Origin of the sequence: Paenibacillus sp. FSL R7-0163, assembly GCF_037969975.1 — a bacterium.
Classification (GTDB): domain Bacteria; phylum Bacillota; class Bacilli; order Paenibacillales; family Paenibacillaceae; genus Paenibacillus_AQ; species Paenibacillus_AQ odorifer.
Genome location: NZ_CP150224.1, coordinates 4,477,463 through 4,503,901, shown reverse-complemented (window position 1 = coordinate 4,503,901; position 26,439 = coordinate 4,477,463). Strand labels below are relative to the sequence as shown.

Annotated in this window: 20 protein-coding genes and 1 pseudogene; 14 read left to right on the top strand and 7 right to left on the bottom strand. The window is 44.7% G+C overall.

What is annotated here, in order from left to right; genetic code table 11:
• Window positions 1–39 precede the first annotated feature (39 nt).
• The 3 genes and pseudogenes from NST45_RS19935 to NST45_RS19925 all read left to right on the top strand — a co-directional run bounded on the left by NST45_RS19935 (window position 40) and on the right by NST45_RS19925 (window position 2,644).
• Complete coding sequence (locus NST45_RS19935; RefSeq protein ID WP_036675782.1) at window positions 40–1,221, top strand: sensor histidine kinase; 1,182 nt, start codon at window positions 40–42, stop codon at window positions 1,219–1,221.
• A gap of 5 nt (window positions 1,222–1,226) precedes the next feature.
• Window positions 1,227–1,894 (top strand): annotated as a pseudogene (locus tag NST45_RS19930) (response regulator transcription factor).
• 231 nt (window positions 1,895–2,125) lie between these two features.
• A complete protein-coding gene (locus NST45_RS19925; protein WP_076098886.1) occupies window positions 2,126–2,644 on the top strand; it encodes a DUF6622 family protein in 519 nt (172 codons plus the stop codon).
• 60 nt (window positions 2,645–2,704) lie between these two features.
• Here the strand turns inward: NST45_RS19925 and NST45_RS19920 are convergent, their stop codons facing one another.
• Entirely contained in the window at window positions 2,705–4,111 is a 1,407-nt protein-coding gene (locus NST45_RS19920) for an MFS transporter (RefSeq protein ID WP_076098885.1), read from the bottom strand.
• Between the two features lie 111 nt (window positions 4,112–4,222).
• Between NST45_RS19920 and NST45_RS19915 the strand changes: the two genes are divergently transcribed.
• The 6 genes from NST45_RS19915 (at window position 4,223) to NST45_RS19890 (ending at window position 14,236) form a co-directional block, all read left to right on the top strand.
• The gene (locus NST45_RS19915) at window positions 4,223–5,110 is read left to right on the top strand and encodes a LysR family transcriptional regulator (protein WP_076098884.1); all 888 of its coding nucleotides are present in this window, start codon (window positions 4,223–4,225) and stop codon (window positions 5,108–5,110) included.
• Between the two features lie 405 nt (window positions 5,111–5,515).
• Window positions 5,516–10,093, top strand: a complete 4,578-nt coding sequence (locus NST45_RS19910; protein WP_339823592.1) for an endo-1,4-beta-xylanase — start codon at window positions 5,516–5,518, stop codon at window positions 10,091–10,093.
• Window positions 10,094–10,336: 243 nt separating this feature from the next.
• The gene (locus tag NST45_RS19905; RefSeq protein WP_036675772.1) at window positions 10,337–10,894 is read left to right on the top strand and encodes an RNA polymerase sigma factor; all 558 of its coding nucleotides are present in this window, start codon (window positions 10,337–10,339) and stop codon (window positions 10,892–10,894) included.
• Window positions 10,876–12,009, top strand: a complete 1,134-nt coding sequence (locus NST45_RS19900) for a DUF4367 domain-containing protein (RefSeq protein ID WP_076098880.1) — start codon at window positions 10,876–10,878, stop codon at window positions 12,007–12,009. Before NST45_RS19905 ends, NST45_RS19900 begins: the two co-directional genes overlap by 19 nt.
• Before the next feature lie 81 nt (window positions 12,010–12,090).
• A complete protein-coding gene (locus NST45_RS19895) occupies window positions 12,091–12,963 on the top strand; it encodes a hypothetical protein (protein ID WP_038569409.1) in 873 nt (290 codons plus the stop codon).
• Between the two features lie 259 nt (window positions 12,964–13,222).
• Entirely contained in the window at window positions 13,223–14,236 is a 1,014-nt protein-coding gene (locus NST45_RS19890; protein WP_339823589.1) for a stalk domain-containing protein, read from the top strand.
• Between the two features lie 130 nt (window positions 14,237–14,366).
• Here NST45_RS19890 and NST45_RS19885 read toward each other — a convergent pair whose 3' ends face one another.
• On the bottom strand, window positions 14,367–15,809 hold the full coding sequence (locus NST45_RS19885) for a DHA2 family efflux MFS transporter permease subunit (RefSeq protein WP_235219372.1): 1,443 nt from the start codon (window positions 15,807–15,809) through the stop codon (window positions 14,367–14,369).
• A 294-nt stretch (window positions 15,810–16,103) separates the two neighbouring features.
• On the opposite strand from NST45_RS19885, the gene NST45_RS19880 reads away from it, so the two are divergent.
• Window positions 16,104–16,685 carry a TetR/AcrR family transcriptional regulator gene (locus NST45_RS19880; RefSeq protein WP_076098878.1) on the top strand — a complete coding sequence of 194 codons (582 nt, stop codon included), beginning with the start codon at window positions 16,104–16,106 and terminating at the stop codon, window positions 16,683–16,685.
• 98 nt (window positions 16,686–16,783) lie between these two features.
• On the opposite strand, the gene NST45_RS19875 is transcribed toward NST45_RS19880, so the two are convergent.
• From NST45_RS19875 to NST45_RS19865, 3 genes are read right to left on the bottom strand one after another with little or no spacing between them, the layout of a single operon-like run.
• Window positions 16,784–18,049 (bottom strand): ABC transporter substrate-binding protein, encoded by a 1,266-nt coding sequence (locus tag NST45_RS19875; protein ID WP_076098876.1) that lies wholly within the window; start codon window positions 18,047–18,049, stop codon window positions 16,784–16,786.
• Between the two features lie 38 nt (window positions 18,050–18,087).
• A complete protein-coding gene (locus tag NST45_RS19870) occupies window positions 18,088–18,927 on the bottom strand; it encodes a carbohydrate ABC transporter permease (RefSeq protein WP_036675762.1) in 840 nt (279 codons plus the stop codon).
• Window positions 18,927–19,808 carry a sugar ABC transporter permease gene (locus NST45_RS19865; RefSeq protein WP_036675760.1) on the bottom strand — a complete coding sequence of 294 codons (882 nt, stop codon included), beginning with the start codon at window positions 19,806–19,808 and terminating at the stop codon, window positions 18,927–18,929. The genes NST45_RS19870 and NST45_RS19865 overlap by 1 nt, the downstream gene beginning before the upstream one ends.
• Before the next feature lie 263 nt (window positions 19,809–20,071).
• Between NST45_RS19865 and NST45_RS19860 the strand changes: the two genes are divergently transcribed.
• The 4 genes from NST45_RS19860 (at window position 20,072) to NST45_RS19845 (ending at window position 23,689) form a co-directional block, all read left to right on the top strand.
• Complete coding sequence (locus NST45_RS19860) at window positions 20,072–20,542, top strand: VOC family protein (protein ID WP_076144491.1); 471 nt, start codon at window positions 20,072–20,074, stop codon at window positions 20,540–20,542.
• Window positions 20,542–21,240, top strand: a complete 699-nt coding sequence (locus NST45_RS19855; RefSeq protein ID WP_036675756.1) for an SDR family oxidoreductase — start codon at window positions 20,542–20,544, stop codon at window positions 21,238–21,240. Before NST45_RS19860 ends, NST45_RS19855 begins: the two co-directional genes overlap by 1 nt.
• Before the next feature lie 304 nt (window positions 21,241–21,544).
• Entirely contained in the window at window positions 21,545–22,378 is an 834-nt protein-coding gene (locus NST45_RS19850; protein ID WP_076098875.1) for a metallophosphoesterase, read from the top strand.
• Window positions 22,379–22,528: 150 nt separating this feature from the next.
• Entirely contained in the window at window positions 22,529–23,689 is a 1,161-nt protein-coding gene (locus NST45_RS19845; protein ID WP_076098874.1) for a serine hydrolase domain-containing protein, read from the top strand.
• Between the two features lie 182 nt (window positions 23,690–23,871).
• Here NST45_RS19845 and NST45_RS19840 read toward each other — a convergent pair whose 3' ends face one another.
• Complete coding sequence (locus NST45_RS19840; protein WP_076104732.1) at window positions 23,872–25,080, bottom strand: MFS transporter; 1,209 nt, start codon at window positions 25,078–25,080, stop codon at window positions 23,872–23,874.
• Between the two features lie 118 nt (window positions 25,081–25,198).
• Window positions 25,199–26,374, bottom strand: coding sequence for a serine hydrolase domain-containing protein (locus tag NST45_RS19835; RefSeq protein ID WP_339279643.1), 1,176 nt, complete (start codon window positions 26,372–26,374; stop codon window positions 25,199–25,201).
• Between the last annotated feature and the right edge of the window lie 65 nt (window positions 26,375–26,439).

The following is a 26,439-nucleotide window of genomic DNA, read 5'->3' as shown; positions in this document are numbered from 1 at the left end:
AATTGAGTTCTGAACTAGATAGAAATTTGGAGGAACCTCGTGAAGTTTACATTCAAGGAAGAAAAAATATATGTAAATCTGGTTCGTTTCGTTGGGTCATTGCTCTTAGCAATTTCCTATTACAAAGATTATAGCGGTCAAGGATTCATTAACCTTCTAGGTGGTCTGATCGTGTTGTTGCTATATATGGTGTTGATTTGGGCAAAAAACGCTTGGTGGACTGAAGTGAAATATTATGCTGTTACTTTTATAATGATTTTGATTATATTAGTGCTTCATTATGTTTTTGGCTCACCGAATACAAGTTTACTATGGCCGCTTTATTTTATTATCCTATTTATGAATCGAGTTTATCCCCGTGTTTCTTTTATTGTTGGAATCACTACACTTACTGCTGTTTTTCTGATTTATTCATTGTCCTTAAGCAGTTTTTTAGGGCTGCTTTGTGTAATCCTCGTAGCGCGAAGTATAAAAATCAGAAGAGATGCTCACTACTTAACAACGCTCCACCTTGAAGAGTTAAATAAAACTCATAAAGAGCTGGAGGCTACGCATAACGAACTTCAAGAAGCTATGGTTCATTCGGTACGTTATGCAGCTTTAGAAGAAAGAACCCGGCTTGCCAGCGAAATTCATGATGGACTGGGTCATCAATTGACTTCACTGATAGTACAATTGCAAGCCCTTCAGATTATGCAAGTAAATGATCCTAAAAGAGCAGCTGAGTCCACCAGCCAGTTAATTACTATTGCTCGTCAAGCTATGGCGGAAGTTCGAGTTGCGGTAAAGGAATGGTCAAATGACGAAATGGGTTTAGGGCTAGTTGCTTTAAAAGGCCTCGTAGCCCAAACTCAAAGCAGATCTTCTATACAGTTCAAACTTAATCAAAAATCGGAAGTCACAGAGTGGCCTATTGAAACAAGTATCGTGTTATATCGAGTTCTGCAGGAGTCATTAACCAATGTGCTTCGTCATTCAAATGCGACTATTGCCAGCATTGATATTGAAGAAGTAAACGATACGATTTACCTTACGGTCACAGACAATGGAGTAACTGCTAAAGAAGAACCTTTAAATTTAGGGTATGGTCTAAATGGCGTAACAAAGCGGTGTAAAGCATCGGGGGGCTACTGTTTTTTTTCGTCTATAGAACCTCATGGCTTTCGCCTGCAGGCAGTCGTTCCCGTTGCATGTAGACCTATTGTGGAAGAGAAGGAGTAGTTCACTTGGATAAAATAATTAGGATTGTACTTGCTGACGATCAGCCTTTCGTCCGGCAAGGATTAAGGTACATTATAGATTCACAACCTGATATGGAATGCGTAGGAGAAGCCTGTGATGGGGAGGAAGCTTACCTTGTTTCACTTGAAACTAAACCCGATATTGTGTTAATGGATATTCAAATGCCTAATTCCTCGGGGCTTGAAGCAACTCGCAAAGTTCTCCGTGTAAGTCCAGAAATTAAGATTGTACTTCTAACCACTTTTGATGTTCAAGCCTATGTTATTGAAGGGATACGTGCAGGCGCAGTAGGGTACTTGTTGAAGGATACGGATATGCAAGAAGTTCTTGCGGGAATACGCTGGGCGAATCAAGGTAATGCAATTTACAGGACACCTACTGCAAGTAAGGCGCTTATAGCAGCCATTCGAGTGATGCTAAACTAAACAAAACAGAGCAAGCATCAGATGATTTTTCTGAATCTCTGACCGAACGTGAACTTGATGTACTCCAACAAATGGCATACGGGCGCAGGAACTCTGAAATTGCGGAAATTCTGAATATTTCACAGGGCACGGTTAAGACTCATATTCATCGTATTCTCCAAAAGCTTGAGGTCGAAGATCGTACACAAGCTGTTGTATTGGCTATACGGACAGGGATGGTAGAGTAACAGAGGGAGAAGTTGTTCTATAAAAAAAATAGCCATGTAGTTAGAAAGACCGGCCACAACCGGTCTTTTTTTGTTTTGTTTGTGGGGTCTGCTCAAACATTGTATATCTCTAGATAGAGGTATCGTTGCTTATAAATCAATCGCTGTGTAGATGTGTTAGTCCCTATGATTTTTTATTATTAGTAAGGCAACACAGTGGAACTGCAACGCTCTATACAAGGAGGAAATATAATGCACATTACAGTCACACAAGTAATTTCAAGCACACCATCATGGGTGTGGATATTATTCATTCTTTTGTTCATAATGGGGATTAAAAATTCTCAGGAACGGCCTGTTATTTTTTCACGGATGTTTATTGCCCCGCTTATTTTTATGGCATGGGGATTACGGACAATAACAACTACTTTTCCTCAATTAGGTCTAACGTTGACGAGTTATATGATCTTTATCATTCCAGGTTTCCTGATTGGCTATCTTTTAAATAAGAGGTACCAATCCTTTGTTAGAAAAGAATCAGTAGTGTTCAAAAAGAAAAGTTATCTTCCATTATTTATTGTCCTACTGAATTTTATTGTTAAATATATTCTGAATGTGATGTCGATTTTTTACCATAGCAGCGTATTTCATATCATTTATTCTTCAGCAAATGGGCTAACTGTTGGATTGTTTTTTGGAGGTATCGTATATACCTTTTATATGCAATGTAAGCTTAAAAACTCTATAAGTGGCAGAAGGGGGATCAATTGATCTCGTTAAAAGAACAAAATAAGACCTGTCTGATGACAGGTCTTATTTGTCTATACTTTCCTATTTGTTAGCGCCCGAATTAGCCGGCTCATGCAATTGCCCTGACTCACGGTGCCTCCGACTCATGAATACCAAAGACAATGCAATTACCGTGAGGATAACCCCAAGGACTTGAAATCCCGCGAAGCTAAACTTACCTCCCATTATGATACCTATTAACAATGAAGAGAGAATGGTTCCCAGGTATCTCGATGTATTAAATAATCCGGAGGCAACACCGATGATTTCTTTTGGAGAACTTTGGAACAAGGCTGCTTGCAGGCCGACATTGTTCAATCCGTTGCTAATACCAAATGCAGCTAAAGCCACACATACACTGATCACCGGTGAAGTCTGATTTAAGGTCACAAGCCACACTGATCCCAATGTCATCAGGACCCCGGACACCAGCAATGCTGGCCGGGGTCCTGATCTATCGATCCAGCGTCCTGCTATTGGAGCAGTAACCAGCGAGCATAATCCCAGCGTTAGCATGAGAATCCCAGTTTGGAATTCACTGACATGACGTACCATTTGCAAGTAGGATGGAATCCCGAAAAAGAGTGAGTAAAAAAGTACATTAACGAGCATGAATTCAACATTAACCCAAGTCATTGCCGGATATTTGGCAAATGTACGTAAAGGAATAAAGGGTGACGCCGCTTTTAGCTCATGCCGGACGAATGCCCCCAGCAGAATGAGTCCTGTTAGCAAGGTAATGACATGTATTAATGAGATATGTCCGGATGATTTTGCTGAAAGCAATCCAAGGAGCACGCCAACCAGCCCCACAGTGAAGAGCAGGATTCCTGACGCATCAATCAAATCAAACCATTTGCGCAGGGACATTCCCCGGGTAATGGTTGTTGACGGTTCGTCCTTGGGGATATGCCTCCAAGATAATAGAAAGCTCGCCACCACGAATGGAATATTGACGAAAAAGATAGCTGGCCAGTCCCACCAGTGAATAATAACCCCGCCAATAAAGGGTCCAATTGCTGCCGCGCCGGATAGGAAGATGGATAAAACAGACAGTGCGGTCGCTTGTTTCTCCGTAATATGAATCCGCACAATGGCCATTCCAACGGCAACCATCATGCTAGTTCCAATGGCTTGCACAATACGGAACACGATGAGACAGCCAAAGTTTGGGGAGAGAGGAGCTAATAAACCTGCAATGAAGGATACGACAAGCCCGGTAAGAAATATTTTCCTCCGGCCGAATAAATCGCTGGCCTTTCCCATGACAGGTTGAGCGATGCTGCTTGCAATGTAAAAAGAAAAAATAATCCAGGAAACACCTGTATAGTCAAGCTGGAATACATTTTGCAGCCTTGGAATAGCCACAGACACCATCGAAGAATTTAAAGGGTTCAATAAAATCCCCAGACCTACTGAAATCATTAACCACCTGTTGCGAACACTCATTTTAAATCCCCCTAAAGCTTATTAATGTCATCGTACTTGAAATCGATTATTCATTCCAACGCATTTTATGTTATGATCTCATTGACTTGAGGGAATGAATGGAGGTGCGAAATGGAACTTCTGCAACTGCAATATTTTCTCGCGGTAGCTCGGTTGGAACATATGACTGAAGCTGCACGAAATCTACACGTTACTCAATCTTCACTAAGCAAAACGATTCAGCGTTTGGAGGAGGATCTGGGGGTACCTTTATTCGATCGGGTAGGAAGAAAGCTGCGACTGAATGAGTCCGGAAGCCGGTTTCTTCGCCGAGCTGAAAGGGCATTATTTGAATTGGAGCAGGGAAAACAGGAGCTTAGCGATTTATCCAGTCCTGAACAGGGCACACTCGAATTAGCGGTGACGACCGCAAGCACATTACCCAATATCCTGCGAGAGTTTCGGAAAAAGCGGCCTGATATTCAATACCATGTGCAAATGTTGACCACGCAGGAAATGGTTACACTTCTTAATAGAGGAGAGGTTGATTATTGCTTATCCTCACCTCCAATAAAAGGGGATGACATCGAATGTCAAATTGTCTTTATCGATCCGATCCTTGTGGCTGTTCCAAAGGGGCATCGGCTGGCTAATCGAAGCAGCGTATCTTTGACAGAGCTAAGGGATGAATGGTTTGTTGGTGTAAAGAGTGGTTATGGTACTCGCGATTTAATAGACTCTGTATGCAAATCGGTTGGATTTGTGCCTAAATATGTGTATGAGGGGGATGAACCTGCAAGGCTTAGCACTCTTGTGGAAGCTGAAATTGGCTTAGCTTTCATACCAAGCACGGCAAGGAATTCACGGGAAGATATCCAATACCTCCAAGTAGAGAATCACGAATTGGAAAGGGAGATAGCTCTATTGTGGCACAGGAGCCGGTACATTTCTCAGGCTGCTTTGGAATTTCGGGAGGTAGTTGTAGAATATTTTGGAGCGTTATCCAAACAGACAATTTAATTACACCGCAGAACAAATAACAAACCAAGTCCCCGTTACCTTCCGTTACGTTCAACGGTCCGTAAGTGGGGTTTTCTTTTGGGTTAAATACGTAGAATCTTTAATCATACATACGTTTTCCTATAATTATGGGGGGTAACACCTTTAATATTAGCGTAGTAGTGCGTAGCAGCGAGGCTGTAAAATAGTGTGAGTACACATGAAAGCGTTTACATAAAAGGAGGGGGTCTGTAAGTAAAAAGATTCATTTGTGATGATGTTCTACTGCTCTTCGGAATGATTGTGCCACTGTTGAAATTGAGGATTTAGCAGGTAAAGAAATTAGCGTGGGAATATAGGGCTGGTGCTAATAAGGTAGGTCATTAACTGATTTTTATGAAAATCACTAGAGGAGGAATGCATTAAATGAGTAGAATGCTTAAACAAGTAATCTCGATTTTACTCGCAGCTGCCTTGCTTATTCCGACAAGCTGGATCGCTCCGGTTACTGAAGCTGCGGCGCAGGATACGACAGTATCATCAGATACGGTAACGGTATATCACGAAACTTTTGCGAGTGGCAAGGGTATTGCAGCTCAAGCAGGCAGTGCTAGCCTTACACCTGTGACCGATAAAGTTTTTACTGGCAATGCTGACGGGGCAGCTTTATATGTAAGCAACCGAGCGAATAACTGGGACGCGGCTGATTTTAAATTCAGCGATATGGGCCTAGAAAACGGCAAAACCTACACGGTAACTGCATCCGTGTATGTAGACGCTGATGTGATTGTACCTAGCGGTGCCCAAGCTTATCTTCAAGCGATAGGCAGCTACGCTCTTTTGGCAAATGTGAATTATGAAGCAGGCCAAGCGGTCACCTTGACGAAAGAATTTACCATGGATACGGACAAAGATACAACGCTGCGTGTTCAATCCAACGATGACGGGAAAACGGTTCCGTTCTACATTGGGGAGCTCCTCATTACAGCAAAAAAAGCAGTGACGGAAACGGATAAAGAAATCTATCACGAAACTTTTGCGAGTGGCAAAGGTTTAGCCTCACAATCAGGTAGCGCTAACCTAACCCCTGTCACCGATAAAGTTTTTACTGGCAATGCTGACGGGGCAGCTTTATATGTAAGCAACCGAGCGAATAACTGGGACGCGGTTGATTTTAAATTCAGGGATATGGGCCTAGAAAACGGCAAAACCTACACGGTAACTGCATCCGTGTATGTAGACGCTGATGTGACTGTACCTAGTGGTGCCCAAGCTTATCTTCAAGCGATAGGCAGCTACGCTCTTTTGGCAAATGTGAGTTATGAAGCAGGCAAAGCAATCACCTTGACGAAAGAATTTACCGTGGATACGGACAAAGATACAACACTGCGTGTTCAATCCAACGATGACGGGAAAACGGTTCCGTTCTACATTGGGGATGTATTGGTCACAGAAAAGGTGGCTACAGTAGAGCCAACTCCAACACCAGAAACACCTAGAGACCCAGCTTTACCTTTTACCACTGTTACTTTTGAGGATCAAACGGCAGGTGGTTTTGAAGGCAGAGCAGGTACTGAAACGCTTACGGTTACTAATGAAGCGAATCATACAGATGGTGGTTTATACGCTTTGAAGGTTGAGGGCAGAACCAGTACATGGCATGGGCCGACATTACGTGTGGAGAAGTATGTGGACAAAGGCTACGAATATAAAATTTCGTTATGGGTCAAGCTGATCCAGCCTGCAAGCTCGCAGCTTCAGCTGTCCACGCAGGTTGGCGATGGAAGCAGCGCCAATTATGTGCAGCTCGCACCTAAAACCATCAGCGCAAGCGATGGCTGGATTCAGTTCGAGGGAACTTACCGTTATAACAATGTAAGCAGTGAGTATTTGACCATTTATGTGGAAAGCTCCAGTAATAGCGCAGCCTCATTTTATATCGATGATATTAATTTTGAAAAAGTAGGCTCTGGCCCGGTTGATATCGAAAAAGATCTTGTGCCGATTAAGGATGCTTACCAGAGTGATTTTCTGATCGGAAATGCGATAACCGCTGAGGATCTGGAAGGTGTCAGACTTGAGCTTCTGAAAATGCATCACAATGTTGCTACGGCAGGTAATGCCATGAAGCCGGACGCGTTGCAGCCTACGAAGGGCAACTTCACGTTTACCGCGGCAGATACAATTGTAGATAAAGTACTGGCTGAGGGCATGCAGATGCATGGACATGTGTTGGTATGGCATCAACAATCGCCTGCATGGCTGAATACAACAACAGACGCAGCTAACAACACGATCCCCTTGGGACGGGATGAAGCTCTTATGAATTTGCAGACCCATATCCAAACCGTTATGGAGCATTTTGGTGACAAGGTGATCTCCTGGGATGTTGTAAATGAGGCGATGAGCGATAACCCATCCAACCCAACAGATTGGAAAACTGCGCTGCGTTCCGCCCCATGGAAAAGTGCTATTGGAGCAGATTACGTAGAGCAAGCCTTCCTGGCGGCAAGAGAAGTGCTGGACACGCATCCAGATTGGGATATTAAGCTCTATTACAACGATTATAACGAAGACAATCAGAATAAAGCGCAGGCCATCTACAGTATGGTCAAAGAAATCAATGATAGGTACGCGCTGACTCACCCTGGCAAATTGCTTATCGACGGGGTTGGCATGCAGGGGCACTACAGCATCAATACGAACCCAGAGAATGTGAAGCTATCCTTGGAAAAGTTCATTTCCTTGGGTGTCGAAGTAAGCATAACTGAGCTGGACATTCAGGCCGGAAGCAACTATCAGCTTTCTGAAAAGCTTGCTAATGCGCAGGGTTATCTGTATGCACAGTTGTTAAATATCTTCAGGGATCACGCTGATTCTATCAAACGTGTTACCTTCTGGGGAATGGATGATAACACAAGCTGGAGAGCTTCATCCAATCCGTTGTTATTCGATAAAAATCTGCAAGCTAAGCCGGCTTACTATGGCGTTATCGATCCTGATACCTTCATTGAAGAGCATGAACCTGAATCAGTAGAAGCCAATCAATCTACTGCCAAATTCGCTGCACCTGTTATAGACGGAACAGTTGACGAGATCTGGAGCCAAACCGCTGAGATTCCGGTCAATCGGTATCAAACCGCTTGGCAAGGAGCGAGTGGAGTAGCAAAAGCACTCTGGGATGATCAATATTTATATGTCCTAGTCCAGGTGAGTGATACGCAGCTTGATAAGAGCAGCGTGAATGCACATGAACAGGATTCGGTCGAAATCTTCGTGGACCAAAATAATGGGAAAACGACGTTTTATCAAGATGATGATGGCCAGTACAGAGTCAATTTTGACAACGAGACTTCATTTAATCCTTCAAGTATCGCAGCCGGCTTCGAATCGGCAACCCAGATTTCCGGAACAAACTATACGGTTGAAGTGAAGATTCCACTTCAAGGGATCACTCCGGACAACGATAAAAAGCTTGGTTTCGATGTACAGATCAACGATGCTAAAGAGGGCTCACGTCAAAGTGTCGCGGCTTGGAACGATACGAGTGGAACTGGGTATATGGACACATCCGTTTATGGTGTGCTTACTTTAAAGGGGAAATCTGCCGGTCCGGAACCAACCCCAACGCCGACAACAGCACCGACACCGACACCAACGAGCCCAACCGATCCAACAGACCCAACTGACCCAACAGATCCAACGGATCCAACAAACCCAACGGAACCATCGGCAACCCCGACACCTGTTCAAACAGCGACGCCAGCGCCAACAAATGCACCAACGGGTAGCAGCACCGGTAATGTTGTATCAACTCCACAACCTGGAGCCATTACAAACAAAGATGGTATTGTTACGATTAAACTGGAGGTAAAGTCCGATAATGGGTATGTCATAGGTACGATCTCCAGCGACAACATGAAAAAAGCGCTTGAACTGGCTAGTGTAGCGGCAAACGGCAAGAAACAAATTATCATTGAAGTGCCAAAGCAAACGGACACGAAAGGGTATGATATACAATTACCGACCCAAAGTCTAATGGGGAAAGAAAACTATGAACTATTGCTTAAGACGGAAAAAACCACAATTCAAATTCCAAGCAATATGTTGTCCAATGTAACAGACAGTGCTGAACAAGTATCCATACGAATAAATAAAGTCACCACGGACAGCTTGGAAGCAGCTACCCGCAATATGATTGGCAACCATCCAATTATCGGTCTAAGCTTAGTAGCAGGTGACAAAGTTATTCCTTGGAATAACCCTAACGCACCTGTAACGATAGCCATTCCTTACGTGCCGACAGCGGAGGAGCTTAACCATCCAGAGCTTATCGTCGTTTGGTACATCGATGGCAAAGGCAACGTAATGCCGGTTCCGAACGGTCGATATGATGCTGCAACCCAAACGGTTGTCTTTCAAACAACCCACTTCAGCACTTATGCAGTAACCTTCGTAAAGAAAGACTTCGGAGATCTGCAGAATCTGTCATGGGCTAAACAAGCTATAGGCGTTATGGCGGCTCGCGATATCATCAAAGGAACGTCGGTGAACAGCTTTTCACCTGCAGATTCAATCAAACGAGCGGATTTCATTGCTCTCCTCGTAAGAGCGCTTGAACTGAAGGGAACGGGCAAAAGTGCAATAATGTTCAACGATGTCCAAAAGACGGACTATTATTATGATGAACTGGTCATCGCGAAGGAACTGGGAATTGCTACAGGTTTTAAAGATGATACGTTCAGACCCAATAGCAATATCTCCAGACAAGATATGATGGTGCTGACAGCACGCGCGCTGGCGGCAGCCGGCAAGCAAGTTAAGGCGAGCGGTACTGTAGCTGCTTATCTAGATGAAGCAAGTATATCCAGCTACGCAAAAGACAGCGCATCATTGTTGATCAAATCCGGAGTCGTAAACGGAAAGAATAATAGAATTGCGCCGAACGATACGCTTACCCGTGCTGAAGCGGCAGTCATCCTGTACCGTATCTGGAAGCTGTAGTCCCGGCAGCAGAGAAAAAAACTCTGAATTAGCTCATGTTCATTTTTAATCTGAAGAGCGGAAATACGTGTATAACCATCCCTTGCGTTCTTCTGTTTTAAGCATCGCTGCTCACCTCCCTGCGGAGAGGAGCAGCGATTTTTTTGTGTATGTTCCGTTAAATCGGAGCTAAAACGGAAAAAAATGTCACGAAACAGACCGCTCAAGTGTTATAACTGTACTGATAGTAGAAAGGAGACAGTCGTGGACTCTATTGAAGAAAAGATAAAGCGGGTACAAGCGGGGGAAGTCTACCTTTTTTCAGATATTATCAGACTCTACCAACAACGGATATACCTCTACTGCTTTCGCTTGTTGAACAATAAGGAAGAAGCCGAGGATGCGGTTCAGGACATATTTATTAAGGCTTATCAGAACATCGGCCATTTTGAGTCTCAGGTGAGTTTTAACTCATGGCTCTACAGGGTTTCCTATAATCATTGCCTGAATCAACTGCGCCGGAAGAAATTTCAAAATCAGCTGCGAAAGTTACTCAGACAGGATGTAACCACTAAAAGCGCTGAACAAATGGTAGAAAATCAGTTGTTCAGTGAATCCGTGGCCTCTGCCCTGGAAAAGCTTAGCGTGGAGGAACGCAATCTGTTGATTTTGCGCATTTTTGAAGATAAATCATTTGCAGAAATTAGTGAAATTCTGGGTAAAAGTACGGTCACAGTTAGGAAACGGTACGAGCGGACAAGGTGCAAGCTCAGAGAAGTCATTGAAAGAAAGGAGAAACAACTATGCGCAAGGACGAATTGACTTCCGAAGAGTTGTTTCTGAAGGAGGGGGGTAATTCTGCCAAACTTCCGCTGGTTGATGTTCATGATTCTGTAATGCAAGCCATCGGGCTAGGTAATGGTCGCCTTGCTGTTAAGCCTGTACCTCACCAGCAGGAGGGGGACATCCCAGATATTATGCATAGAGTGGAGCCAGAAACCTATGCCAAACGATACCGTAAGCGCATGTGGAGCAGGCCTGTAAGGAGATGGGCAGCGGTGCTGATCCTGGTTGTCTTGGTAGGAGGCAGCTATTCCTTGTTTAAGGAGAGTCCCTGGCAAGCTGCCAAATTTCAATATGAGGTGCTGCCATACGAGCCGCTTCTTGCAACGAAGGAAGGGGGGACGATTGAAGTATCTAAGAATCCGTTAGTTCCTTCAAAGGTAAAAATTCCTCAGAGAGTGGCGACCAAAGAAGAAGAGCTGCTGAGTGAAAAAAATTTAGAGGCATATAGAGTTGTAGAGAAATTATTACTACCGGGAGAGGGCGCTTCTTACGTGTTAAAAAAGGAAGGTGCTGGAGATGAACGTCCTCAGCTTGGTAGAGTTATTCCTGCGATGCTATTTAATGATTATTCCAGTTATTTAGCCAAAGCAGAAGAGTATAAGGTGCCATATTTGCCACGTCCGGAGTATCTGCCAGAAGGGTATGTTTTTGATCAAGCATGGATACAACCTGATTTTGAGGTCAACGAGAAGGAACTGCTTGCCCTTACTGATGGTATAAAGCTGGAAGGCGGTTACCGGGTTATGTGGAAAAAAGAAGCTACGGCCAGTATTAATTATGACTATTCGTCGATGAGATACAAAAAAGGGGAGAGTATGGTAAGAATTAATGCCAAACACATCAAGGCAAAGTCCGGAACGGTGGAAAGCTTACTAAGGACGAACACCACAATCGTACAGAATATTCTTGTTAACGGAACCCAACTGATCTATACGGAAACTACAAACAATGAAATAAAGTTGGGGTATAGATACAGACTTGTCTGGACGGATCCAGAACAAAATGTAGTATACGATATGACTGCTGCACCGGAGTCTTCTTCTTTAACCAAAGAGGAGGTTATCCGAATTGCTGCCGACATGATGAAATAAGTATAGAAATTTGATGTCACAAATCCGGTAACGTAAGTGTTATGTAAGAGTACTACATATACAGGAAGGTGAGGTATTTTAATGAATAATAGAAAAACACTCATTGCCATGACCAGTATGACCCTAATGTTCGGTTTAGGTTATGGCTTCAAAGGAGAAGCTTACGCCGAGAAGTCTGTTGCTCAGTCTGTGGAAGAAACCGCCATTAAGGCGGAAGTCAAATATATAGCTCAGGGCATCGATGAAGCTGCCAAAGCGAAAACAGATCAGGAACAAAAAAAATTCAAAAATCTCAAAGATCTGCAGCAGAAAGCATTAAGTGAAGAGCTTAAACCTGGAGAAATCAGATATGTGTATATTAATGACAAGGAATATCAAGCCTATGCTAAGGGATCACCCACTGCGGGTGCATATTATTCCCTTTCGTTTAATACGTATAATGAATATGTGGAAAAGTATGCTGCCGGCAATACCTCCATGCCACTGCAATTGCAAGAGCCTCCGGAAGGCTACAATTTTTTCAGGGCAATTGTTTCTCCATATATGACGAAAAAAGAACAGGATAAGATATACTATCAAGTGATCGCCGAGGGTAAGGCGTCCGATAAGAAAATATATGTAAAGAAATTGCAGGAGAAGCGTACAGCTATCAACATCATCTATAATATGACCACAGAGAAAAATGGTAAAAGAGGAGTTCTTGCCATCGCTGCCGAACCTGCAGGACCTAAGGATACGACTGTTGAATCCGAACCAGCAAATGCACAGTCGCAGAAGCTAAAAGTGAGTGGCCAAGAGGTGGTATACACACCTATTGATAAGATGGAGTACAAGTCAGTTGCATGGATGAATCCAAAGACCCGTGTCAATTATATTATTCGGGAAACCGGTGGACACCTGACCAAGGAGGATTTGATTGCTTTGGCAGGACAGATCATTGAAGCTTCGGCGTAGAATGATTCTAAGACACTTACTAATTAATTTGATTAAGGCAGCCCCCAGGGCTGCTTTTTGGTTTGAGTATAAAGATCTATAGTATTCACGCTATTTAGGAGATTAAAAGCGAAATGTGGCGTTGGCAATGGAAATGTGTCTTTTTTAAGTATTCACAAATAAAGAACGAATATCCTATCATTCCAATATTTACAATATTCGATATAAAGTTATATAATTTTCGAGATTCATATACATAAGCATGAAAGAAGAGTGTAAGATGCTAAAGGTAACAAGTAAAAAAGTCATGTCATTTATTACAGTTAGCTCAATGCTGTTGGCTGTGGGTGCAGTCGCTTACGCAGACACGACATTGAAGAAGATTTCTGCATATCAGAATGCGGCCATCAGCATTGAAGTGGATAATCAGAAAGTGAACCTGTCAAGTAGTGAAGGAACAATGTACCCAATTATCTATGAGGGACATAGCTATGTATCCGCCAAGGCTGTATCTGAAGCACTGGGGGCAACCGTGAAATGGGATAACAGTCGTCAAGCTGTTGTGATCACATCGGCGAACGGCGGAACATCTACATCCGTTGTCCCGGATAAGGACAATACCGTTGCACAAGCTACTGCGAAGCCAGCAACCGTATCTACTCCGCCTGCAACCGAGTCCACACCGCAGGCAACACCAAAGCCTGCTGCCTCATCTTCCGCTACGACTTCCAGTAACAGCGGCGCTTCGTTTGCAGATGCAGTGAAGTTAGGTACTTCTTTTACTTATACGGACCTTGATAACAATTATAGCCCTAAAGGTGATTCAACATCTGTTCAATATACTTTCACTATCAATAAGGTTACGTCGACTACTCTCGGACAATTACATGCTCTTGGGTTTGAGGAACATGTCACTGATCCCGATGTAGCTGTAGATTATGTCCTGCTTGATGTAACGCTTAAGGTGAAGAACGCCACTCTTGTAAAAGGTAGTCAGGACCAAGGGCGGAAGTTCCTTTCAAGTTTTACACCTACCATTTGGGGGGTAGAAACATCCAGTGGACAATACTATATTGGTGGCTCTAGTGATTATTTTGAGGGATCTCTCGGAGAAAATATCGAAAAGTTGTTAGCTGATTTTCCTGAAGTCACCCCAAGTAAACCAGGTTCTTTTGAAGCTTCGGGTAAAGTTATTCTGCCAATAATCAAAGGCAAGGAGAACAACCTTGTTCTTTATAGAAACGATAGCAAGCTTGAGTCCGACAAAAGGTCCATCTATTTTAAACTGAAATAGTTATGCAAGTTAGCAGATGGTTTGGTCGCTAATTGTTGTAATAAAGATCAAACTAAAAAGAGATCAACGATGTCATTCATCGTTGATCTCTTTTTTATGATTCTTAAACAGTGCTGATAACTTCTATATATCAAGCTTCTTTGGCAATGACTTTTTTTAGCTTCACTTTGGGTTCTTGCTCAGGATCAGGCGCTTGCCCAACACGTTTAATAAAGAAAGATAGCAGCAGACCGAGGATGCCAATTCCCACAATCACTAGATAGGAATCATTGATCCCTTGAATGGATGCTTCCATAATCATATGTTCCTGTGTTCCGTTCTGTGTGCTGCCAGAGGCCAGCATATCCTTCATATGCGTTGTAGTACGGCTCGTCATTACGGTGACGAGCAGGGAAGTCCCGACGGCGCCAGCTACTTGTCGAATGGTATTTGAAATCGCTGTACCATGCGCACTAAGCTTGGCGGGTAGTTGATTTAGACCCAAGGTTTGTATAGGCATGAGAAGGAGAGCCATCCCGATCCGGCGGCCTGTTGACATGTATACCAGATACATGTAGCTGGTTGAGTCGGTTAAGTTCACAAAGCTTAGAGTCGTTGCAATTGTAATTAACAATCCGATGATGGCGAGCCATTTCGCTCCGAACCGGTCGAACAGCTTTCCGGTTACCGGCATCAACAATCCCATTACGAGTGCACCGGGAAGCAGCAGCAAACCGGACTCCATCGCTGTAAAACCGCGGGCATTCTGCAGGTACAGAGGCAGCAGCATCATATCCGCATACATCACGATTGTAACTGCGATACTGATGACAGTCGTTAAGGAAAACATATTGTATTTAAAGGCCCGGAGATCAAGCAGTGGATTTTGGGAAGCCAGCTGTCTCCAAGTAAATAAGCCAAGGGAAAGCACACCTGCTGCTAAAGACAATAACACTTCTGCGCTCGACCAGCCTGCACTGGCAGCGCGGCTGAAGCCATACAGCAAGGTTCCAAAACCAATGGTAGAAAGAGTTACGCTAACAATGTCCAACTTGGGAAAGATGCGTTCTGATACATTTTTTAAATAAATAAATCCGCATATGATTACAATGACGGTCAAAGGAATCATGCCATAAAACATAGTCTCCCAAGAATAATGTTCCAAAATATATCCAGCCAGAGTAGGTCCAATCGCAGGTGCGAAAATAATGGCTAGCCCTACCATCCCCATGGCAGCCCCTCTCTTTTCAGGAGGGAACAGGGTCAAGATGACATTCGTGAGCAGTGGCATGATAATCCCGGCACCAGCTGCCTGAATCATACGCCCGGTCAACAGAACAGGGAAGTTTGTCGCGAGGGCCGATACGATCGTTCCAGCCAAAAATATAAACATAGAAGCTTGAAAAAGCTCTCGCGTCGTAAATCGTTGCATTAGATAAGCTGTAATTGGAATAAGAACACCATTAACCAGCATATACCCCGTTGTCAGCCACTGCGCTGTAGCCGCCGAGATATTAAAATCATGCATTAACTCCGGAACGGCAACGCTCATTACCGTTTGATTCAGTGTCGCAAGAAAGGCGCCCAAAATCATAATGAATAAGATGGGGCCCTTTTTCACGGAACTGCTTGTTACTTCTGTCTTTGTACTCACTCCACTCCATCCTTTCAACTCGTCGATCATGGACTAAATTTACAGTGTGTTGTATAGTTTACAATGCATGAATTAGATTATAAATGAAATTTTCATGTAATCAAGCAACAATTTGCGAAAAAATGTAAAGTAGTTTACATTCGTTCTGAAAATGTAGTTTTTTCTTTTTAAAAAACAACAATTATCTAAAATATGTAGCTTACAATATGAAAGTAAAAGATTGGAGAGTACAAGATGAATAACACAACGCAACGTACAGATCCCCGGGTACTTCGAACACGTCAATTGCTTAGAGATGCTGTGATTGAATTGCTTGAGGAAATGGATATTGAGAAAATATCAGTAAATCGTATTGCAGAGCGGGCTAAAATCAATCGGGTTACTTTTTATCTGCACTATCGGGATCTCCCGGATATGCTGGAAAAGATGGCGGATGAGATGGTGGAGGACATTCTACAAGTGGTGAACAACGATGACAACCATCACCAGTCGGTTGATGAAGAGAATTTGAGGATATTAGAAAGTCTGCTTAAGCATATTGGGGAAAATGCAAAATTCTACAAGGTCATACTCACATCCAAACGAAGCCCGATTTTTACAGATCGCCTGTTTAATTTGATGGCGGAAATCATTTCTGCGCACCAGGAGAAAAAGGAGGGGACTGCTGATCATTCAAAGACGCCGATACAAAAGGACATTGCCGTTTGGTACGGTTCAGCAGCTCTAATCGGCACGGTTATTTCTTGGCTCCGAGATGACATGCCCTATACGCCTGTGTATCTTGCCAGACAAATTAGTATGCTGCGTGCGAACTAGCAACGGGTTCCGACTAATGAACGGAGAGGAATTAAATGAACACGAACAAACAGCCACGCATCGTTGCGCGGCTGTTTGTCGTATTTAGAGCAGGTAAATCACTGCACACTGAGATTATCCCAGTTGACTTGGAATTCCTTCAACATCCCTTCTTTGGTCAGCTTGCCGCCGAGATACCCTTGTATGCTGCTGGATAATTCCTGTGGCATCCCGTTCGGCAGACGGGTCCAGTTCCAGGTCAGCGCTTGATCTTTATCGGTATAGGCCAGCACCTCAGCACCTAGTGCTCCAAGATCTTCTTCGGTTCCCTTAATGTTGTCGAGCGCAGGGATGAATTGGAATTCCTTGGTGATATATTTTTTTCCGGTCTCGGAGGTGACGAGCCAATTCAGGAAGACCTTGGCCTCCTCCTTAACGGGAGAGTTTTTATTGATAACCCAATTGCTGGGTACGCCTACATAAAGCTTGTCGTTGTCTTCGGGAGTGTCGTCAATGGGCATGGGCAGGAGGCCCAGATTAAGATTGGGATCGATGCCGTCGATCTGTCCTTGTGTCCAGTTACCCTGCTGCATCATCGCAGCTTCGCCGCTCGCTAGCATAGTGACTTGAGTATTATAGTCGGTCGAGAGCGGGTTCTTATTGCCGTACTCTACAGTAAGGTCAAGTAGATCGATCCACTTGGAGAAAATAGGGTCTCCGGCGAAGGTTTTGGAACCGTCTGTAAGTCCGGCGATGAATGCCTCCGGATCAGGCTGCTGGGCGAAAGGTACGTTTACATTATGATTGCCAAGCACGAACCATTCTTGGTAACCATTCGCAAAAGGTGTGATGCCTGCCGCTTTTAACTTCTCGGAGGCTTCGCGCAGAGCGGTTAGCGTCAATGGCTTCTCGGTGATTCCGGCTTTCTTAAATAGATCCTTATTATAGATGAAGCCGTATCCTTCCAGATTCATCGGCATCCCATAGAGTTTGCCATCGATGGTCATTTGTTCTGCTGCGAGTGGCTTTACATCCTTGGCCCAAGCTTCGCCGCTCAGGTCCTCCAGATATTCCAGCCACATATCACGTTCATTGTTGCCGCCGATGGTGAAGATATCCGGCTCATCTCCGGAAGAGAATTTGGCACGCAGCGAGGCGCCATAATCGGTCCCGCCTCCCACGCTTTGCACCTCAAGCTTAATATCGGGATGTTCTTTCTCGAATTCGGTCTTGAGCGAAGCCAGCGCTTCGGATATTTCAACCTTGAATTGGTAGATATGCACGGTTTTTACTCCATCTGCATTGTCGCTGCTGCGTCCGCAACCGGCTGTCAGAGCAGCCAGCAGCAGGGAGCATGCGAGGAGAATTCCACATTTTGTTCTCATATTCATTCATCCTCTCTGGCTGAAAGCAACATGTATCGTCAGCCCTTTACGGAGCCTTGGGCAATGCCTTCAATAATATATTTTTGCATTACTAGGAAAAAGATGACCACCGGCGTAATCCCGAGCACAAGTCCTGGAAGCGCCAAATCCCACTGCTTCGTATATTGTCCGAAAAAGCTATAAGTGGCGATGGGAATGGTGCGGAGCACCGGATCCTGCAGAATAAGCGATGGCATCAAGTAATCGTTCCAGATCCACAGGGTGTTCAGTATGATGACGGTGACGATAATCGGTTGCATAAGCGGAAGAACAATCCGGAAAAAGGTACCATAAGGACTGCTTCCATCTACTCTTGAAGCTTCCTCTATATCGAGAGGTACCGATTTGACGAAGCCGTGGAATAGAAAAACAGTCATCGGGGCGCCAAACCCAAGATACGCTAAAATCAAACCGGCGGTTGAATCCATAACGCCCAAGCCGCTGACGACCTGCACCAGCGGGATCATAATAGATTGAAATGGGATAACCATGGCGGCTACTAATGCAATATAGAGCACACGGTTATACAAGCTGTTGTTGCGGACCATTTTGTAAGCGCACATGGAGCAAAGGAATGCTAGCAGAATATTACTAATCACCGTGATGATAAAAGAGTTCAGGAAAGCGCGAGGGAAATTGGTAGCTTTCCAAGCTTCCGCGTAGTTGCTCCACTGGAGTGCTGAAGGCAGCGCAGCAGAGTCTGATAGTATTTCACTATAGCTTTTCACTGAGTTAGCCAGCAAAAAGTAAAATGGCACTAAAAATAGAAGTCCCAGCAGGATTACAATCACTTCGATGAGAAGCAGGGGAACATTAAATTTCTTGGCGGTAGTCTCCATTACAGCTCCACCTCTCTTTTCTTGGTTGCTCTAACCTGTAATAGGGAAATCAAAGCCACGATGACGAAGAAAACCATCGCTTTGGCCGAGCCCATTCCGAACCGACTGATGGTATAGGCTTCATTGTAAATATTCAAGGCTACAGATTCGGTAGCTTTAAAGGGTCCACCCTTGGTCAGCGACAGGTTGAGGTCAAACAGCTTAAATGACCAAGAGATAGATAGAAATAGACAAACAGTTACAGCGGGCATGACCAGTGGAAGAGTGACATGGCGCAAGGCCTGAAAACGTCCGGCTCCATCCACTTTGGACGCTTCAATTAGGCTTTGGGGAACATTGTTGATAGCAGAGATGTAGATCACCATCAGATATCCCGCATTTTGCCAGACAAATACGATAACAATCGCCCAGAATGCTGTCCCTCCGGTGCCTAACCATGGAAGATTAAAGAAGGACCAGCCGGTGGCCTGCCCAATAGAGGAGAATCCTCTGACAAAAATAAACTGCCAAATAAACCCGAGCAAAAGTCCGCCAATGACATGCGGTACAAAAAATACCGTTCTCAGGACATTACGTGTGAACAGTTTACGCGTCAGCACATAAGCGAGTGCGAAGCCAAGTAGATTGGTCAGCACTAGACCGAAGAAAGTGAACTTCGCCGTGAACCAGAATGAATTAAGAAAGGAAGGATCCTTGGTGAAAATATGTAGATAGTTCCGCAGTCCGGTCCACTCGACATGCCGCGAGATTCCGTTCCAGCTGGTAAATGAATAATAGAGTCCCAAAAAGAAAGGAATCAGCACAATAATAAAGAAAAACAAGGAAGTTGGCCCGACAAAAATAAACTGCTGCATCAGGCGTGATCTTTTTCTATGGTCCATCGTTCCTCACCCCTTTTGTTAATTTAAACTTTTCATTCTATAACCGAATTGGTCATTAACCGAAACAAAAAGTAACATCACGCACCAAATATTCTTAACCAGTTGCGGCATCTGGAGAGGTATAAATGCCTATGATAGCGCCGAAGTCGGCTGGACTTTCTCTGGATAATTTTCACTGGCTCGGAGCGATTTATTTTCAGGCTTGACAGCCTTTTCAAAGAATCGGTATGGTGGACTTGTCAGACAAATGGGAGGTAGAGTACATGTCAGGATGGCTGGGGAATCATTTTGTTACGCAGATTGGAATTTTGGTGAATGATGTTGAAAAGGTAAGCACGGCTTATGCGGAATTTTTTGGAATGGAGAAGCCGGAAATTATCGTTACAGATACAGAAGATAAGGCGCAGACTCGGTATAATGGCGAGGCGACGGTGGCGCGGGCTAAGCTGGCTTTTTTTGATATGGGCTCCCTGCAGCTTGAGCTGATTGAGCCAGATCAGCAGCCCAGTACGTGGCGTGATTATTTGAATGAGCATGGTGAGGGACCTCATCATATTGCTTTTGTGGTTGAAGGAATGAAGGAGAAGATTACGCTGCTCGAAGGCAAAGGGTTCCCACTCCAGCAAAAGGGTGAGTATACCGGGGGGCGTTATGCTTATCTGGACACGTTCAAGGAGTTAAAGATGATTGTGGAACTGCTGGAGAACGATAAGGATAAAGGAGAGGATTTATAGTGAATATACTAATTACTGGTGCCGGACGTGGATTGGGTTATGAGCTGGCGGCTGAGGCATTGAAGCGGGGGCATGGAGTCATTGCCGGGGTTCGCCGTCCTGATCAGGAACAAACAGCACTATCCCAGCTTGCTGCGACCTATGGCGAGAAGCTGACTGTGGCCGCGCTGGACGTGACGGATGAAGAAGGAATCGCGGCGCTTGCTGCGAATCTGCAAGGACAAGGCCGGACACTTGGTGCCATTATTAATAATGCGGCGGTGCTGACCGCCAGGGACACACAGATTGAAGAGCTGGATTTCCAAGATATGCTTACCACGATGGATATTAATCTTTACGGACCGATGCGGGTGGTTAAGCATTTCTTGCCGCTGCTCACTGAACCCAAACTTTCGATTATCAATATATCGTCGGAAGCAGGCAGCATTACTAATGCTTATTCGGGAGACTATCCATATTCCATCTCCAAAACGGCACTTAATATGTTCTCACAGCAGCTGCATGTGTATTTAAAAGAACGCGGGGTACAAGTACTCGGCGTACATCCTGGCTGGATGCATACGGAGATGGGCGGGGCAGAGGCGCCAACGAATCCGACCCAAAGTGCTGAGGGCATCATGGACTTGATCGAGAAGCGGACAACACCGGAAGGTCATTTCATGTTTGTAGATTATACGGGTAAGGACATGAAGATTTAAGTAAGAGTGTTCTAACTAAAAGAGGTAACTCAATAGCCATTCGTGGCTTCTGAGTTACCTCTTTTTGATTTTTCTATATGCTTATTTATTTCTTAATCAATAAATAAGTCTATGAATGGTATTATATTATTCATTTCTATGGGACTAATTATAATCTCCAGTTTGGGACAAGCCGCATAAATGACCACAAAGTATAAGAGGAACTAATCTCCTAGATGAATCCATTGGTCCAAGAGTCCCTAAGGTAAAGCGAATATAAATACTACTATGATCCTTCATCCATTTTAAAAGAGGTGAATCTAAGATGAAAAGACAGGTGAAACCTAGTAGGAGAAGAAGACCTGCCTCCAGACTGCAGCCTAAACGTAGTTTAATTCTTAAGGCAAAAGCACAAATCATTAACTTTGCGGTTATTGGTGATAGTCATGTGGGGTATGGAAACAGCGCAAGCATTTTTAGGAATCTTTTGCCTAAAGCTGTGAATAGCGGGAATAAGAGATTTGTTATTTTTGGAGGAGATAATACGCAAGCGGGAGCTAATCATGGAAATAATGCGAATGCTTACTACAAGGACTTCAAGGATACGGTAACAAGCACGCTCGGGAGTATTCCTTATAAAGCATCTATAGGAAATTGGGAGGCAAGTACACAGTCCTTATTCAGACAATATTTAGGTGCTGATGAAGGGCAAATGAATTTCCCGGGTACTCAGGGGAAGGTCAAGTATGTATGGCTTAATTGTGCGCTTGGACGGTTCACTCCGGGTAGTATAAATTTGTTGAAAAATTTAGATGATAGTTTTTATTATATTATAGATTTTCATTGGCCCCTCAAAGTGAGCGGGATTACGGTGGACCCAACCCATGTATTAAGCGCATCGGAGACGAATAAGTTTTTTTCATCCATTCCTACAAAAGTGAGAGATAAGGTGCTAGCTATTTTTACGCATCATGGACATCTGTTTTACCAAAAACTTAGTAATATATATCCCGGTTACAACAAAACTAAATTTTTTGTATGCGGATGTTCCGGGGAATATAAATGCAAAACAAATGGCGATCGGGGTTATTACAATGCCACATTATCCATCAACGGGACAACATTTAATGTGGATGCTTTTAAGGTAGCGGTCAATTAGTAAAACAAAGCTAAGCTGATTTTCGGGAGAAGCCGGGGTCAGCTTTAGCAACAATTCAGGCACAGGATAATAGTAAGCTAGCAGGATTATTTAATATATTTGTATAATAGTTTATATATGTATTAAATGAATCATATTGGAGGGCTACCGATGAGAGGGTTAGTATTTAATTCTTTAGAACAGGCGGGTGTCTCGGCCTTTGGTGTGGAGCGCATTCGTACAGCCGCCGCGCAAATGGTTGAAGACAATATCACACCTGCGCAAGTTATTGTTGCTGCGAGAAAGGGGACGCTGCTGGTCCATCAAGCGAATGGAAAAACAGGCCCTGAAGCAGACGCAGCGGAATTAACCGCGGATGCTATATTTCCACTCTGTTCCATAACAAAACTATTTACTGCAACCGCTATTATGATGTTAGTGGAACAAGGGAAAGTGGGTCTAAATAGGCCGGTTTCTGATTACATCCCCGAATTTACAGGGGAAAACAAAACAAAGGTATGCGTACATCATTTGTTGACACATACCTCTGGAATTGAGGTTGATGTGATTCGTTCTAATGGAATTGCCAAACAGGCGCAAGAGGAATATCCTCCACACGAACCTAATCAAGATCCAGAACTGCATAGTTACTTATATGGCGGTTATGATGCACCACTTAGCCATGAGCCAGGTACTGTGATGTCTTACTGTGGATATGGTTATGAGCTGTTGGGTGAAATCATACGGCGTGTTAGTGGACAAGCTTATGATGTATTCGTAAAGGAAACCATTTTTAAACCGCTGGGAATGGAAAATACATATTATCATGTGCCAATGGAAGTGCGGAACAGAGTAGTTAGACGTGCTCCTGAGGCAGCATGCGCGGAATGGGTAGACAGCGAATACAATTTGAATTCTGTATCTGCGGGGGGCGGCGCTTACTCAACGGCTATGGATTTGGCTGTTTTTGGCCAGATGTTCCTTAACGGTGGAATTTATAACGGAGTACGATTCCTTAGTCCGGTAACAGTAAAAGAAATGACCCGCAATCAAATTCCGGGCGTATCCTCACAATATAGAGATGAAGTTTTTCCTGAAGCGTACTGGGGATACGGATGGGCGATTAATGGCACGAAGCGTGACGGCGGAGATCTGCTCTCTCCTGATGCCTATTCACACTGGGGGGCGGCAGGTCCATTCCTCTGTGTGGATCCGATTTATCAGACGGTGACGGTTCATTTATCCGTAGAGCTGGATCACCAGAAGCCATTTAAAAATATGTATGTTGATTATTTCAATAATACCGTTCTGGCAGCGATCACAGATCTGTAATTCGGCCAAGGATCTGCAAGAATTTATCAAGGGTTGATTTTATAAAATCTAATATAAGAAAGCCAGTGGCATATATTAGTCCTATCTAATATGCACCACTGGCTTATTTTTTAAAAAATCTCTTGTTCAGCTACTGTTATCTGTAAACTCGATGATTGTGGCAGGATTTCTTATGTGTGTGCTTAACGCTTCCTTGAAGGAAATCCGTAATCTTTAGCACGCCACGCTACTAGCAGCGCAAGAATCAATAGTATAAACATTACCCACGGGAAGGAGCGGACACCAAGTGTTTCAATAAGAATCCCTCCCATCACGCCGCCACCGCCAATAGCTAGGTTCCATGCCGTCACCAACATCGATTGGGCCACATCTGCACTTTCGCCAGCGGTTTCGGCAACGGCTGTCTGTAGCAAAGTAGCCGCTCCTCCAAACGTCAACCCCCATACACCAACCACTAAATAGATCACTACGGGCTGGCTGCTACTAATGCTTAGTACAATGGATGATAAGGCGAAAGCAGCGAGGCTGATCAGAACCAATGGACGCAGCTTGCGGTCGATCAAAATACCGATGACCCAGATGCCAACAAGCGCTGTAATGCCAAAAATAAGCAGTACCAAGTCAACGCGCTGGGTTAGCCCGGCCTGAGTAAGATAAGGGGCAATGTAGGTATACAAGATGTTGTGTGCCAGTACCCATGCCAGAACAACAAACAGTACCGGCCGTACCCCCGGAATAACAAAAACCTTGTAGAGAGGGAGTCGCTTATCAGGGGCCTCTCCTGGATAGTCCGGTAGCTTCCAAAACACCCAAGCGATTAGCATCAGAGCCAATAGCGACATGATCCCGAAGATAGAGCGCCAGCCTACAAGGGTGCCAAGAAGTGTTCCCGCAGGGACACCGAGTGCCAGAGCGAGAGGCGTGCCAACCATGGCTACGGCCATTGCTCGTCCCTTGAGTGACTCCGGAACCATGCGCCGGGCGTAACCTGCTATCATCCCCCATAAGACTCCAGCGGATACGCCTGCGAAGAACCGAGCTGTCAGCGTAAGTATATAATTGGAAGAAAAAGTGGTGACGGTGTTGAATATGAGAAAACCAAGGATGCACATTAGTAGCAGTGGTCGCCGCCGCCATCCACGCGTCACGGTAGTTAAGGGAATCGCCGCCAACAGTGAACCCAGGGCGTACAAAGTGACAAGTTGACCTGCAAGGGCCTCGGAGACTCCAAGCCCCTCACCTATTTGGAGCAACAAGCCGGCCGGAATCGTTTCGGTAAGAATACAGATAAACCCCGTCATGGCTAGGGCGAGTAATCCAGCCCATGGCAGACGTTCAGAAGAGGGAGTGCTGGAGGCACTTTGTGTGGCAGAAGATGTGTTTTGGCTCATAGAGAAGCCCCTCTCTTATATAATTTTAGCAAACTCAATGATACACACGACGAATAGGTCTACTAGACAGAGAGCCTAGGCCGGTTCATTCCGGACCCAGGCACCTTGTGTTCTTGCTCTATTTATTACGTCTATCATAAATGGCATCACAAAGGTCAACAGTAAACTGACCCGACATGCCTTCCAGTGCAGTATTAGTGAAAGCCACGGCACTGAGGCGTTGCTTCGGATCGACGAACCACGAATGACCATAAGTGCCACCCATGCGCCAAGTACCCGGGGATTCCGGAGTGTCTGCGGCGACAGGATCCTTTAGTACCGTAATGCCTAGGCCAAAGCCTCGTCCTGGCCAGAAGGCCATTGGCAGATCACCGATCTGGTTGGTCGTCATATCGTGAACCAGTGACTCCGGTAGCAGCGGCGCTCCGCCCTTACGTAATGTTTCCAGCAGTTGCAAAAAGTCTCCGGCGCTGCCGACCATGCCAGATCCTCCAGAAGGATAGGCAGTAGTGTCAAATGCTCGGCTAGGGGCAAGCAGGAACCCAGCCGTTCCCTCCACAAAGGCAATACTGTCGGGCTCAAGTAAGGGCCGTGGCTCTGGAGTATCATTGGCATAGGAAGTGGCCAGCCGTTCTCGGTCAACTGCAATAAAACCCGTGTCGCTCATGCCAAGCGGCTTTGTCACGAGTGAATGTACAGCTTCACTGAGCGGTGTTTCTGTGACCTTTGCAATTACTGCTCCCAGCACATCTGTCGCGATGGAATATTTCCACTCGGTACCTGGCGTATAAAGGAGGGGGACAGAGGCAAGACGACGCAGGTTCTCTTCCAACGTGATGCCGGGCTGATCCATACCATCTGATACCCCTGCTGACTGATAGGAACCCTTCTCTTCTTGAAAAAATCGGTAAGACAGGCCTGCGGTGTGCGTCATCAAATGACGAATCGTCAAGGTCGCGAACTCGCCATTCTGCAAACGCGGCTGAAACTCTGGAAGCCAACGATCAACGCGGTCGTCCAGCTGTAGACGACCTTGCGCAACTAATACTAGGGCTGCCGTTGAAACGATAGGTTTAGTAACTGAAGCTAGCCGGAATAAGGCATCTTCTCGCATAAGTCGGCCTATCTCGCGGTCGGCAAAACCGGCAGCACGGCTATAAACCAGTTCCCCATCTATCATCACTTTAATGACAGCACCGACCAAACGCTTGTCAGCGAGGGTTCGATCGATTACTCTATCGATGCGACCTGATAAACATTCTGTATTTATTTTGTTTGAATCCAATATACTCATCTGTCTTCATCCCTTCGGAATAGTTAAAGCCAGGAACACTTTACTATTGTAGGGTTATTATATAT

Coding starts and splice junctions, on each gene's coding strand:
- NST45_RS19925 (WP_076098886.1), top strand. CDS start 2,126: ATGCACATTACAGTCACACAAGTAATTTCAAGCACACCATCATGGGTG.
- NST45_RS19895 (WP_038569409.1), top strand. CDS start 12,091: ATGAATAATAGAAAAACACTCATTGCCATGACCAGTATGACCCTAATG.
- NST45_RS19900 (WP_076098880.1), top strand. CDS start 10,876: ATGCGCAAGGACGAATTGACTTCCGAAGAGTTGTTTCTGAAGGAGGGG.
- NST45_RS19920 (WP_076098885.1), bottom strand. CDS start 4,111: ATGAGTGTTCGCAACAGGTGGTTAATGATTTCAGTAGGTCTGGGGATT.
- NST45_RS19835 (WP_339279643.1), bottom strand. CDS start 26,374: ATGAGTATATTGGATTCAAACAAAATAAATACAGAATGTTTATCAGGT.
- NST45_RS19880 (WP_076098878.1), top strand. CDS start 16,104: ATGAATAACACAACGCAACGTACAGATCCCCGGGTACTTCGAACACGT.
- NST45_RS19840 (WP_076104732.1), bottom strand. CDS start 25,080: ATGAGCCAAAACACATCTTCTGCCACACAAAGTGCCTCCAGCACTCCC.
- NST45_RS19910 (WP_339823592.1), top strand. CDS start 5,516: ATGAGTAGAATGCTTAAACAAGTAATCTCGATTTTACTCGCAGCTGCC.
- NST45_RS19875 (WP_076098876.1), bottom strand. CDS start 18,049: ATGAGAACAAAATGTGGAATTCTCCTCGCATGCTCCCTGCTGCTGGCT.
- NST45_RS19865 (WP_036675760.1), bottom strand. CDS start 19,808: ATGGACCATAGAAAAAGATCACGCCTGATGCAGCAGTTTATTTTTGTC.
- NST45_RS19915 (WP_076098884.1), top strand. CDS start 4,223: ATGGAACTTCTGCAACTGCAATATTTTCTCGCGGTAGCTCGGTTGGAA.
- NST45_RS19870 (WP_036675762.1), bottom strand. CDS start 18,927: ATGGAGACTACCGCCAAGAAATTTAATGTTCCCCTGCTTCTCATCGAA.
- NST45_RS19850 (WP_076098875.1), top strand. CDS start 21,545: ATGAAAAGACAGGTGAAACCTAGTAGGAGAAGAAGACCTGCCTCCAGA.
- NST45_RS19860 (WP_076144491.1), top strand. CDS start 20,072: ATGTCAGGATGGCTGGGGAATCATTTTGTTACGCAGATTGGAATTTTG.
- NST45_RS19890 (WP_339823589.1), top strand. CDS start 13,223: ATGCTAAAGGTAACAAGTAAAAAAGTCATGTCATTTATTACAGTTAGC.
- NST45_RS19885 (WP_235219372.1), bottom strand. CDS start 15,809: ATGATTTTGGGCGCCTTTCTTGCGACACTGAATCAAACGGTAATGAGC.
- NST45_RS19845 (WP_076098874.1), top strand. CDS start 22,529: ATGAGAGGGTTAGTATTTAATTCTTTAGAACAGGCGGGTGTCTCGGCC.